At 67.8% G+C, this 11,529-nt stretch carries 10 protein-coding genes; 6 read left to right on the top strand and 4 right to left on the bottom strand.

All coding sequences use genetic code 11. From position 1 onward, the window contains the following. Positions 1-11: 11 nt before the first annotated feature. Together ACFWUU_RS15925 and ACFWUU_RS15930 are read left to right on the top strand one after the other, a co-directional pair. The gene (locus ACFWUU_RS15925; protein ID WP_380176861.1) at positions 12-1,304 is read left to right on the top strand and encodes a helix-turn-helix domain-containing protein; all 1,293 of its coding nucleotides are present in this window, start codon (positions 12-14) and stop codon (positions 1,302-1,304) included. Next, positions 1,301-1,828, top strand: coding sequence for an NUDIX domain-containing protein (locus tag ACFWUU_RS15930; protein ID WP_380176286.1), 528 nt, complete (start codon positions 1,301-1,303; stop codon positions 1,826-1,828). Before ACFWUU_RS15925 ends, ACFWUU_RS15930 begins: the two co-directional genes overlap by 4 nt. An 834-nt stretch (positions 1,829-2,662) precedes the next feature. Here ACFWUU_RS15930 and ACFWUU_RS15935 read toward each other — a convergent pair. Further along, on the bottom strand, positions 2,663-3,985 hold the full coding sequence (locus ACFWUU_RS15935) for an acyl-CoA dehydrogenase family protein (protein ID WP_233714769.1): 1,323 nt from the start codon (positions 3,983-3,985) through the stop codon (positions 2,663-2,665). 97 nt (positions 3,986-4,082) lie between these two features. Between ACFWUU_RS15935 and ACFWUU_RS15940 the strand changes: the two genes are divergently transcribed. Genes ACFWUU_RS15940 through ACFWUU_RS15955 form a run of 4 tightly spaced genes read left to right on the top strand, consistent with a single transcriptional unit; the run spans position 4,083 to position 8,308 of the window. Continuing rightward, positions 4,083-4,820, top strand: coding sequence for a TetR/AcrR family transcriptional regulator (locus tag ACFWUU_RS15940; RefSeq protein WP_380176288.1), 738 nt, complete (start codon positions 4,083-4,085; stop codon positions 4,818-4,820). Further along, complete coding sequence (locus ACFWUU_RS15945) at positions 4,817-6,094, top strand: acetyl-CoA C-acetyltransferase (protein ID WP_137255049.1); 1,278 nt, start codon at positions 4,817-4,819, stop codon at positions 6,092-6,094. Before ACFWUU_RS15940 ends, ACFWUU_RS15945 begins: the two co-directional genes overlap by 4 nt. A gap of 8 nt (positions 6,095-6,102) precedes the next feature. Further along, positions 6,103-7,449 (top strand): 3-oxoacyl-ACP reductase, encoded by a 1,347-nt coding sequence (locus ACFWUU_RS15950; RefSeq protein ID WP_380176290.1) that lies wholly within the window; start codon positions 6,103-6,105, stop codon positions 7,447-7,449. A gap of 1 nt (position 7,450) precedes the next feature. Then, complete coding sequence (locus ACFWUU_RS15955; RefSeq protein ID WP_380176292.1) at positions 7,451-8,308, top strand: MaoC family dehydratase; 858 nt, start codon at positions 7,451-7,453, stop codon at positions 8,306-8,308. Here the strand turns inward: ACFWUU_RS15955 and thrS are convergent. From thrS to ACFWUU_RS15970, 3 genes are all read right to left on the bottom strand, one after another. Then, the gene (thrS, locus tag ACFWUU_RS15960) at positions 8,274-9,509 is read right to left on the bottom strand and encodes a threonine--tRNA ligase (protein WP_380176294.1); all 1,236 of its coding nucleotides are present in this window, start codon (positions 9,507-9,509) and stop codon (positions 8,274-8,276) included. The two genes, ACFWUU_RS15955 and thrS, sit on opposite strands and share 35 nt — an antisense overlap. A 147-nt stretch (positions 9,510-9,656) precedes the next feature. After that, positions 9,657-10,502, bottom strand: coding sequence for an acyl-CoA thioesterase II (locus ACFWUU_RS15965; RefSeq protein ID WP_137255045.1), 846 nt, complete (start codon positions 10,500-10,502; stop codon positions 9,657-9,659). A gap of 43 nt (positions 10,503-10,545) precedes the next feature. Beyond that, positions 10,546-11,460, bottom strand: coding sequence for a proteasome assembly chaperone family protein (locus ACFWUU_RS15970; RefSeq protein ID WP_137255044.1), 915 nt, complete (start codon positions 11,458-11,460; stop codon positions 10,546-10,548). Between the last annotated feature and the right edge of the window lie 69 nt (positions 11,461-11,529).

An 11,529-nucleotide genomic window follows, 5' to 3' on the forward strand; every position in this document is an offset into this window, starting at 1 on the left:
CTGAGCCTGTGATGGTCCAGACCTGGTCCGGGCGCGAAGTACGGGTGCTGCGCGAATCGCAGCGCCTGAGCATTCGCGAGTTCGCCCAACGGATCGGCGTGAGCGAGCGAATGGTGTCCCGCTGGGAGGCCGGCGGAGGCAGCATCCGCCCGAGACCGATCAATCAGGAAGGTCTGGACACGCTCCTTGCGACAGCGAGCGCGGACGAGAGGTCCCGCTTCGCGGCGCGGTTGGAGTCCCTCGCGGCTCCACGGCCCACGTCCGAGCCCGAGACCACTCCAACCAACCCCACTCCCCCAGCTTCCGTCGATCTGCGTCCACACCGACATGCCGCTACCGGACGATTGCCGAAGCGCACCGACGGGCCTGACGTACTCGCGATGCAATCCTTCCGGTCCGCCGATCGACAAGTCGGTGGTGGTCATCTGTACGCATCAGTCGTCAGGTACCTGCACACGCAGGTAGGACCGCGTCTGTTCGGCGGCGATCTGGAAGTCGAGGACCCTGCCATCTTCACAGCTGCGGCAGGACTGACCGAGATGGCCGGTTGGATGGCTCACGACGCGGGGCGTGATGACCGCGCGTACAGCCACTTCCTGCGCGCCTTCCACCTCTCAAAGGCCGGCCAGGATCGCCAACTTGGCATCCACATACTCGCCAGCCTCAGCCATCTCGCACACCATCGAGTCGATCCATACGGCGCCATCCGCTTCGCCCAAGCAGGCGAAGCAGCACTCGCCGACGGCGCTGAGAATCCGGAGTTGGCAGCCCGCCTTCTCGCGATGCAGGCCCGTGGTCGAGCCGCGCTTGGAGAAGATCAAGAGACCCGCTCGCTACTGGATCAGGCCGAAGCTGCACTAGATAGATCCCACGCCGAGGCACCCTCCGAATGGGTCAGCCACTTCGACCGTGGCAGCCTTGCGAGCGAGGCCGCGCGGTGCATGCGCCAACTCGGGAAGTCGGCCGACACGCAGAAGCACGCGCAGCTGATCCTCGAACTCCGCCCGTCCAATCGCATCCGGAGTCACACATTTGGACAGCTGTTCCTCATCATGTCTCTCATCGAACAAGGCGAGACCGAAGAGGCATGTCGGATCACGCACGACGTCATCGGATCAACCCAGTCGCTCGGATCACATCTCGTCGTTCAGCAACTCAAAGAAATCCACGACCAGCTCACGCCGTACGCGGACTCACCGAACGTCAGCGAAACCAGACAGCTCCTCGCGGATACCATGCGCCAGCGAACCTGGCTCCAGCAGTGGATCGCCTCAGACGCCTTCGAAGCACAGGCCAGCCGATGACCGCCGACGAACCGCTGTACCGCCGCGATCCCGAGGCCTGGCGACAACACCTGGCCGAGGGCAACGCCAAGCAGGCTCGTAAGCGGGTCGGCGCGGACGCGATCCTCCGCGACCCGCAAGGCCGGATCCTCCTCGTCGATCCCGATTACAAGCCCGATTGGGACCTTCCCGGCGGCATGATCGAGGCCAACGAGCCACCCCTCGACGGCCTCCTCCGTGAACTGAAAGAAGAGCTCAACCTCGAGCTGGCGCCGGACCAGCTCGCGCTCTCCTGCATAGACTGGGTGTCGCCGCACGGCCCCTGGGACGATTCGCTGATGTTCATCTTCGATGCCGGACGTCTGCTCGCGGACCAGATTGCGCAGCTGGAACCAGATCGCGACGAGCTACGGCGGTACAGCTTCGTCGAACCAGCGCAAGCACAGCAACGTCTGCGTCCGTACGTCTGGCTCCGCCTGGAAGCCGCCCTCAAGGCCGCGGAGTCGCAGACGGTGGCATACCTCCACGACGGCCACCCAGCCTGACGGAGCTTCGTCTGCTCCGCGCAGGTTCGCGCGATCCCAGGAGGTGTGTTCGATGCAGGTCCGAGCGTGGAACAACGGCGCACACCATCGATCGGGCGCCGGGTACGGTCTGAAGATTCGCATCACCGACCGCGACAACGTCTTCGATCCGAACTGGTCGCACATTGAGTTGACTGTCCCGGGTGAGGGTCAGGTCAGAATCACGTTATCCGCCTCGTTCTGGCAGACCTGCAGCGAGCTCCGAAGCGCCGCGGTCGGACGGTGGCTACTTCGGTCGGACCAGGCTCCGTGGCCACGAGGCAACCCGCCTGCGATTCGCCTGACGCACACCGGCGATAACCGGTTCACCATCGAAGCCAACGCGACGCACTGACAACTTCACAAGTAGCCCCGCGGGCCAGCCCTCGCGGATCGACACCTTGTCAGAACTCAGTGGCCGCCGCCCCGCACCTGCACCGGTGTAGACCCCTTACATCGAGGCAGCAAGCTCAGTACAGATCACCGATCGGCCTGGCGGCTCCTTGACCGCAAGGTTCGTCAGCTGCGGTGGAGTGGTCGCGTCGGGTCAAGGTTGACGCAAGAGCTGCGGGGCCGAATTGGCACCGGCTGCCGCGGGGAGGGTTCCGTTGCTGATGCCGGTCAGGCGTAGCCACGGGGCGGTCGCTCGCGAGCGATAGCGAGCGCAACGCGGCGGCAGCCGCAGGTCGCCGGCGGTAGCCGGAAAGGGTGCTCCGGGCGATAAGCCCGGGGGTGGGTGGGCAGCACGCGTAGCAGGTGCGTTTGAGGAGCGGAGCGACGAGAGTAGCGCCTGCGTAGCGTGCGGGGGCTTTCCCCTTACCTGATTCGCATGCCGGAGATGGCTCGGGCGATGACCAGGCGCTGGATCTCCGACGTACCTTCGAAAATCGTGTAGATCTTGGCGTCTCGGTGCATGCGTTCTACTGGGTATTCGCGGGTGTAGCCGTTGCCGCCGAGGATTTGGATGGCTTCTTCGGTGACCTTTACGGCGACCTCGCCGGCCTTCAGTTTGGCCATGGAGCCTTCGCCGTGGCGGTAGTCGGGGGTTTCGCCTCGCATGAGGGCGGCGGACATGTTGGCGGCTCGCCAGACCAGCAACCTGGCCGCGTCGATTTCCATGGCCATGTCGGCGAGTTTGAAGGCGATGCCTTGGTTGTCGATGATGGGGCGGCCGAACTGTTCGCGGGTCTTGGCGTAGTCGAGGGCTACCTCGTAGGCGGCTCGGGCGATGCCGATGGCTTGGGCGCCGACGATGTGGCGGGTCATTTCGAAGGTGGCCATCGAGGCGTTCCGGCCCGTGGTGCCAGTAGCTTCGCGGGCTCGGGCCAGGCGTTCGTCCAGTTTTTCTTTGCCGCCCAGGACGTTGGCGGCGGGGATGCGGACGTTGTCGAAGAAGACGTCTGCGGTGTGGGAGGCGCGGAGGCCGTGCTTGCGGAGCTTGGTGCCCTGCTCGAGGCCGCGGACCTCGGAGCGCGGTACGACGAAGGCGGCCTGGCCCTTGGTGCCCAGCGACGGGTCGACGGTGGCGACGACGACGTGGATGTCGGCGATGCCGCCGTTCGTGGCCCACGCCTTCTGGCCGTTGATCACCCACTCGTCCGAGGACGAGTCGTAGACAGCCCGCGTGCGGATCGCCGACACGTCGGAGCCGGCGCCGGGCTCGGACGAGCAGAAGGCAGCCACGCGTACGTCGTCCGGCGTGCCGTAGCAGCGGGGCATCCACTCGCTCCACTGCTCGGGCGTGCCGTTGGAGAAGATCGCGGACGACGCCAGGCCGGTGCCCTTGAGCGACATGCCGATGCCGGCGTCGCCCCAGAAGAGTTCCTCGTGGACGAGCGGCATCAGCAGGCCGGACGGGTCGATGAAGAGGTTGATGTTCGCGTCGAGGCCGTACAGGCCGATCTTGGCGGCCTCCTGGATCACCGGCCAGGGGGTCTCTTCGCGCTCGTCCCACTCGGCCGCGGCCGGGCGGATCACGTCGGCGGCGAAGGAGTGGGCCCAGTCGCGGATCTCCTTCTGCTCGTCGTTCAGCCCGAGCGAGAACGAGCTCCAGCCCGGTTGGGACCGCTCGGCGCCGAGTTCACCGGCCAACGCCATCACGTCGGCGGAGACAGCGGACTTCGGATCGGTCATTGTCATCAACATCCTCCGGCGAACAGGAAGGGGCAGTACGATGTTACCGACGAGTGTAACCGTCGTTTGCACCGGAGGGTACCGCTGTGGCTAAGATCGATCCATGAGCTCCGCGCTGCTCGCGATCGGACGCCGCCGGACCACGGCGGAGCGTCGGCGCGACCGGGAGCGGGACATCATCCGGGCCACCCGCGAGCTGTTCGACGAGCGCGGCACGATCGACGCCCAGATCGACGATATCGCCAAGCGGGTCGGGATCAACAAGGCGCTGATCTACCGGCACTTCGCCGGCAAGGAAGAGCTGTTCGCCCTCACCTTGGTCGACTACCTCGGCGAGCTCAACGACCAGCTCAGCAACAGTGACAATCCGAGAAAAGCCCCGCTCAACCGCCTCAAGGCGCTCAGTGAAACGTTCGTCGACTTCTGCCTGACCTACCCGGCCTTCACCGACTGCGCGATGAGCCTGCTGAGAAGGACCGGCGAGGAGCTCTTCGGCGAGATCACCGAGCCAGTGATGATGAAACTCGGTACGGCGATGGCCGCGCCGCTCGACCGGATCGCGGCGATCCTCAAGGCCGGCCAGCGGACCGGCGTGTTCGACGAGGTCGACACCGCCTACCTGGCCAATCACCTGTACACGCAGACCCTCGGGTCGTTGCATATGGCAAGGGTCGGGCTGATCGTGTCGAGCGGCCAGCCCGGGCATCCGGTGGTGCATCACGCGGATGTCGGTACCGTGCGAGAGACTGCCATCACCGCGACCCTGGCGACCGCTGTGGGGCGCAAAGCACTCAAGCGACCCTCCGCCACCGCACGAAAGTCCAAAGGAGAGACATCGTGACCGAGACCCGCAAGGTGGCCGTCGTCGCCGGAAACCGGATTCCGTTCGCCCGGCAGGACAAGACGTACCGGCACGCCTCCAACTCCGACATGCTCACCGCAGCGCTCAACGGTCTGGTCGACCGGGCCGGCCTCGGCGGTCAGGAGGTGGGCGAGGTGGTCGCCGGCGCGGTCCTCAAGCACGCCCGCGACTGGAACATGGTCCGCGAGGTGGTCCTCGGTTCCAAGCTCGCCGCCACCACCCCGGCGTACGACATCCAGCAGGCCTGCGGCACCGGGCTCGAGGCGGCGATCCTGGTCGGCAACAAGATCGCGCTCGGCCAGATCGACGCCGGCATCGCGGGTGGTGTCGACACCGCGTCCGACGCGCCGGTCGCGGTCAACGACCACCTGCGCAACGTGCTCCTCGACCTCAACCGCGCCAAGACGTACCCGGACCGCCTGAAGGTCCTCGCCCGCGTTCGCCCGAAGGACGTCGTACCGGAGATCCCCCGCAACGCCGAGCCGCGGACCGGGAAGTCGATGGGCGACCACGCCGCGCTGACCGCGCTCGAGTGGGGCATCACCCGCGAGGCGCAGGACGAGCTCGCGCTCAAGTCCCACCTCAACCTCGCCGCCTCGTACGACCGCGGCTTCCAGAACGACCTGATCACGCCGTACCTCGGTCTCGAGAAGGACCAGAACCTCAGGCCCGACACGAGCCTGGAGAAGCTGGCCAAACTCAAGACCGTGTACGGCAAGGGCGAGACCGCGACGATGACCGCCGGCAACTCGACCCCGCTGACCGACGGCGCCTCGACCGTTCTGCTCAGCACCGACGAGTGGGCGGCGGAGCACGGGCTCAGGCCGCTGGCGTACCTGACGCACTCGCAGACGGCCGCGGTCGACTACGTGAAGGGCGCCGAGGGTCTGCTGATGGCTCCGGCGTACGCCGTGCCCCGGATGCTCCAGCGGGCCGGGCTCACGCTGCAGGACTTCGACTACTACGAGATCCACGAAGCGTTCGCCTCCCAGGTGCTGTCGACGTTGAAGGCGTGGGAGGATCCGATCTTCTGCAAGGAGCGGCTCGGCCTGGACGCGCCGCTCGGCGAGATCGACCGGGACAAGCTGAACGTGAACGGCAGCTCGCTGGCCGCGGGTCACCCGTTCGCGGCGACCGGCGGGCGGATCGTCGCCGCGCTGGCCAAGCAACTGGACGAGAACGGCGGCGGCCGGGGCCTGATCTCGATCTGCGCCGCGGGCGGCCAGGGTGTCGTCGCCATCCTCGAGAAGTAGGAGCTGAGATGACGGACCGCTACCAGACCTTCACCCGCACACCGCTCGGGCAGACCCTGGTGAAGAACCTCGGCCTGCCCGACCCGACGCCGTTGCAGCGCTGGGTCGAGGGGTCGCCGGTGATCGACGGGCCGGTCGTCTTCGGCGCGATCGGGGAGACCGACGCGGGCAAGGCGATCCAGGCCCTGCTGCGCGACATCGGCGCCTCGTTCAGTACGGCGACCGAAGGCGTCGCGTCGATCGGCATCCGCCCGAAGGCACTGGTCTTCGACGCGACCGGCGCCGCCACGACCGCTGACCTGACCAGCCTGCAGCGCTTCTTCTCCCCCGTCATCCGCCAGCTCTCCGCGGCCGGCCGCGTGATCGTCGTCGGCCGTACGCCGGAGCTCGCGACCTCCACCGAGCAGCACGTCGCCCAGCGCGCGCTCGAGGGCTTCACCCGCTCCCTCGGCAAGGAGGTGAAGCGCGGCGCCACCGTCAACCTCGTGTACATCGCCCCGGACGCCCACGAGCAGCTCGACTCCACGCTCCGCTTCTTCCTCTCCCCCAAGTCCGCGTACGTCGACGGCCAGGTCGCGCGGATCGGCACCGGCCCGCTGGTCAGCAACGACCCGACCCGGCCGCTGAGCGGGCGGATCGCCCTGGTGACCGGCGCCGCCCGCGGCATCGGCGAAGCGATCGCGAACACGCTCGCCCGCGACGGCGCAACGATCATCGGCGTCGACGTACCGCAGAACGCGGACCCGCTGCGCAAGGTCATGACCCGGCTCGGAGGCACCGAGCTCCTGCTCGACGTCACCGCGGTCGACGCCCCGCAACGGATCGCGGCCCACGCCCAGGAGCAGCACGGCGGGCTCGACATCGTCGTCCACAACGCCGGTATCACCCGCGACAAGCGGCTGGCGAACATGCGGACCGACGCGTGGGACGCCGTACTCGACGTCAACCTGCGCGCCCCGGAGCGCATCACCGAGCACCTGATCGAGTCCGGAGCACTGAAGGACGGCGGCTCGATCATCGGGGTCTCGTCGATGGCCGGTATCGCGGGCAACAACGGCCAGACCAACTACGCGACCTCCAAGGCCGGCGTGATCGGCCTGGTCCAGGCGCTCGCGCCGAAGCTGGCCGATCGCAACATCCGGATCAACGCGGTCGCGCCCGGGTTCATCGAGACCGAGATGACCGCGAAGGTCCCGTTCACGATCCGCGAGGTCGGCCGCCGGATCAACTCGCTCCAGCAGGGCGGGCTGCCGATCGACGTCGCCGAGACGATCGCGTGGTTCGCGGATCCGGCGTCGGCCGGCGTGACCGGCAACGTGGTCCGGGTCTGCGGCCAGAGCATGCTGGGCGCCTGACATGCCGACCCGACGGTACGACGACTCGCCGAAGTTCGGCCAGCTCTACGCCCGGACGGTCCGCGCAACCCTCAGGAGAGCCGACTACGAGCCGGACGAGGACGGCCTGACGCTCGAGCTGCCCCGATCGGCGATCGACCAGGACCACCTCACGGCGTACCGCGATGTCACCGGGTTCCAGGCCGGCCCGGCGCTGCCGCCGACGTACCCGCATGTGCTGGCGTTCCCGCTGCACCTGGACCTGATGTCCGACCCCTCGTTCCCGTACAAGCCGATGGGGATCGTGCATCTGTCCAACACGATCACGCAGAAGCAGCCGATCCCGATCCACGCCGAGCCGGCCATCCGCGTGCACAGTACGCCGGAACGCCCGCACCCGAAGGGCACCGTCTTCGACATCATCAGCGAGGTCTTCGTCGACCACGAGCTGGTGTGGAGCGATCTGACCACGCTGCTCAGCCGCACGGCCGGCTCGCCGAGCGCACACGCGGACCTGCTGACCGACCCGGTCCTCTCGGCCGACGCCTGGTGGGACCTGCGCGGCAACCTCGGCCGCCGGTACGCCGGCGCGTCCGGCGACCGGAACCCGATCCACCTGTTCAAGCTCACCGCTCAGGCGTTCGGGTTCCCGCGCCAGATCGCCCACGGCATGTGGGCCAAGGCCGCCGCGCTCGCGTCCATCCAGCGCGCCGGTCATCTGCCGGACGCGTTCACGGTCCGCGTCGACTTCCGTAAGCCACTACTGCTGCCCTCCCGGGTCCAGTTCGGCTACCAGCAGACCGGCAAGACGACCGACTTCGCGCTGTACGACGAGTCGCATGAGGTCACTCACCTGATCGGACAGCTGCAGGAGAACTGAGCTCCGCGATCCGATCGAGCACCTCCCCGATCGGCGCCGGCTCCCACCGACCGCCGTCGCGCTCCCGGACCGCAAGCAAACCAGCATCGTCCTCACGCGCCCCGATGACAGCCTGGTATGGCGCCAACCGGTTCTCGCGGATCCGCGCGCCGAGACTCCCCTCGTCCGCATGCGCGATCTCCACCCGCAGCCCGCGATCCACCGCGCGACGAGCCACCTCGGCGGCACGCTTCTCCTCGTCGTCCGAGATCGGGAGTACGACGACCTGCACCGGCGCGAGCCACGCCGGGAACGCTCCGCCATGTACCTCGATCAGCTGCGCCATCGCCCGCTCGATGCTGCCGACGATCGCGCGGTGCACCATCACCGGACGATGCTTGTTGCCATCGGCACCGATGTACTCGAGCCCGAACGCCGCCGGCTGGTGGAAGTCGATCTGGACGGTCGACAGACTGAACTCCCGCCCGGCCGAATCCTCCAGCTGGATGTCGATCTTCGGCCCGTAGAACGCCGCGTCGCCGGGCGCCTCCTCGTAGTCGATACCGGCCGCCTCCAAGACATCGCGGAGCAACGAAGCGGCCTGGGCCCAACTGGCGGCATCACCGACGTACTTGCTGGACGGGTCACCGAACTTCGCGTCCTCCGCGGGCAGCGCGAGCACATAACGCGAGGCGCTGATCCCCATATCGGCGTACGCCTGGTTGATCAGGGACAGCGCGGACGCAGCCTCAGAGGCGACCTGGTCGAGGCGGCAGAAGATGTGGGCGTCGTTGAGTTGCATCGCGCGGACGCGGCTGAGACCGCCGATCGCGCCGGAGAGCTCGGCGCGGTACTGGCCGCCGAGTTCGGAGTACCGGAGTGGGAGTTCGCGGTAGCTGTGCGAGCGGGAGCGATACATCAGCGCGTGGTGCGGACAGATGCTCGGCCGGAGGATCAGTTGCTCACCGCCCATATCCATCGGCGGGTACATGTCCTCGTGGTACTTCGCCCAGTGGCCCGAGATCTCGTACAGCTCGCGCTTGCCGAGCACGGGTGAATAGACCTGCTGGTAGCCGGCTCTTCGTTCGACCTCGGAGATGTAGCTCTCGAGCGCACGACGTACTGCGGCGCCCGCGGGCAGCCAGTACGGCAGGCCGGCGCCGATCAACGGGTCGGAGTCGAACAGGCCGAGCTCGCGGCCGAGCTTGCGGTGGTCGTACATGATTCCTCCAAGAGTTTTGGAGCGAGCGACCACCGGACACAACAAAGCCCCGGGGCACTCGCCCCGGGGCTTCGGTAGACAGTCAGATGTCAGCGCGCCGGGACGAACCTCGGCGTCGTCGTCACTACTGCGCGCTTGATCACGTTTCTACGTTAGCAGATCAGAGTCCAGACCGACCGGCCGGATCAGACCTTCTTGCGCCACCGACGCGATCAGCGCGCCGGTCTGGGCATAGAGCCGGCCGGTCGCGAAGCCGCGGGCGCCCGACGCTGACGGCGACGACTGGTCGTACAGCAACCACTCATCGGCGCGGAACGGCCGGTGGAACCAGAGCGCGTGGTCGAGCGAAGCGGGCTGGATGCGGCGGTCGCCGATCACGATGCCGTGCGGGAGCAGGCTCGCGCCCAATAGCGTCAGGTCACTCGCGTATGCGAGCACGCACGCGTGCAGCGCGGGATCGTCGGGAAGCTTGCCTGCGGCACGGATCCAGAACTGCCGACCGGTCACCCCAGCGAGGCGTACGTCGAGCGCCGCCCACTCGCGATCCCAGTCCGCTGCCGCGCGACCGGACCGCGCTTCCAGGACAGTCGCCAACCGAGGCGCCTCCTCCGGCGGTACGACGTCGTCCGGCATCGGATCCTGGTGATCGAGGCCGGGCTCCGGCCGCTGGAACGACGCCGACATGTAGAAGATCGGCTTGCCGTTCTGCGACGCCACCACCCGCCGGCTGCTGAACGAGCCACCGTCACGGGTCGGCTCCGGCCGGTACACGATCGGTACCGACGTGTCACCCGCGCGCAGGAAGTACCCGTGGAGCGAATGCACGATCCGCTCCGGGTCGACGGTGCGGCTCGCGGCGGCCAGCGCCTGACCCAGCACCTGGCCGCCGAACACCCGCTGCATCGAGGTCTGCGGCTGACGACCCCGGAACAGGTCGACGTCGATCATCTCCAGGTCGAGCAGCTCGACCAGATCCTCCAGCGACTCAGGCATGCCTCATCCTGACAGGCCGGTACGCCGAACCCGCAGCGGGCTCCTACTCGTTGTCCTCGCGGTTGAGCTCGGCCAGGAACTGCTCCACCTCGGCGCCGAGCTCGTCGGCGGACGGGGTCGAATCAGCCAGCAGGCTCTTGCGGGACAGCGAACCCTCGGCCGCGTCGTACTGCGTTTCGAGCGCCTTGACCACTGCGCTTGCGTCGTCGGAGGCTTCGACCTGCTCGTCGACCAGCCGGCCGGTGACGGCGGCCTCGTCGAGCAGGGCCTTGCTAGGGAGGAGCAGGCCCGTCGCGGCGGAGATCGCGTGCACCAGCGCCAGCGCGGCGCCCGGGAAGCGGTTCTCGGCCAGGTAGTGCGGAACGTGGACCGCGAAGCCCATCGCGTCCTTGCCGGCCTCACCCAGGCGGACCTGCAGCATCGTGCCGGCGCTCGCGGGCAGCACCATCTCGCCGTCCCAGATGTTCGAGCGGGTGACGAGCTCGGGCCGGGTCGCGTGCGCGGTCAGGCCGAGCGGCCGGGTGTGCGGCACGCCCATCGGGATGCCGTGGACGCCGACCGTGAGCGTCACGTTGTAGCGCTCGATCAGCTGACGCACTGCCGCGGCGAACCGGTCCCAGTGGTTGTCCGGCTCGGCGCCCTCGAGCAAGAGGAACTCGACGCCGGCATCGTCGGTCAACAGGTGCAGCGACAGGTGCGGCGGCGTGTAGTCGGTGAACCGGTCCTCGGCGAACGTCACCTCGGGCCGCCGGGCCCGGTAGTCGTGCAACAGGTCGATATCGAACCGCGCGAGCAGCCGGTGGTCGAGCACCTCGAGCAGGTGGTCGGCGGTCACCCGGCCGGCCTGACCCGCGTCCATGAACCCGTCCAGCGAGTGCACCATGACCTTCGGCGTCGCCGCCGGGCCGGTCGCCACCGACTCGTCGACGATCTCGTAGAGGTCGTCCGGTCGCAGCATCGTCGTTCTCCTTCGCGGTTGCCATCAGGGCGGGTAGGCACCTCTATCCTGCCCTCTGAGGTAGACAAC

Source organism: Kribbella sp. NPDC058693 (genome assembly GCF_042715335.1).
GTDB classification, from domain to species: Bacteria; Actinomycetota; Actinomycetes; order Propionibacteriales; family Kribbellaceae; genus Kribbella; species Kribbella jiaozuonensis.

Excerpts from the sequence above, each read along its gene's own strand:
- ACFWUU_RS15930 (WP_380176286.1), top strand. The coding sequence starts at position 1,301 with ATGACCGCCGACGAACCGCTGTACCGCCGCGATCCCGAGGCCTGGCGA.
- thrS (WP_380176294.1), bottom strand. The coding sequence starts at position 9,509 with ATGTACGACCACCGCAAGCTCGGCCGCGAGCTCGGCCTGTTCGACTCC.
- ACFWUU_RS15965 (WP_137255045.1), bottom strand. The coding sequence starts at position 10,502 with ATGCCTGAGTCGCTGGAGGATCTGGTCGAGCTGCTCGACCTGGAGATG.
- ACFWUU_RS15955 (WP_380176292.1), top strand. The coding sequence starts at position 7,451 with ATGCCGACCCGACGGTACGACGACTCGCCGAAGTTCGGCCAGCTCTAC.
- ACFWUU_RS15935 (WP_233714769.1), bottom strand. The coding sequence starts at position 3,985 with ATGACAATGACCGATCCGAAGTCCGCTGTCTCCGCCGACGTGATGGCG.
- ACFWUU_RS15940 (WP_380176288.1), top strand. The coding sequence starts at position 4,083 with ATGAGCTCCGCGCTGCTCGCGATCGGACGCCGCCGGACCACGGCGGAG.
- ACFWUU_RS15925 (WP_380176861.1), top strand. The coding sequence starts at position 12 with ATGGTCCAGACCTGGTCCGGGCGCGAAGTACGGGTGCTGCGCGAATCG.
- ACFWUU_RS15970 (WP_137255044.1), bottom strand. The coding sequence starts at position 11,460 with ATGCTGCGACCGGACGACCTCTACGAGATCGTCGACGAGTCGGTGGCG.
- ACFWUU_RS15950 (WP_380176290.1), top strand. The coding sequence starts at position 6,103 with ATGACGGACCGCTACCAGACCTTCACCCGCACACCGCTCGGGCAGACC.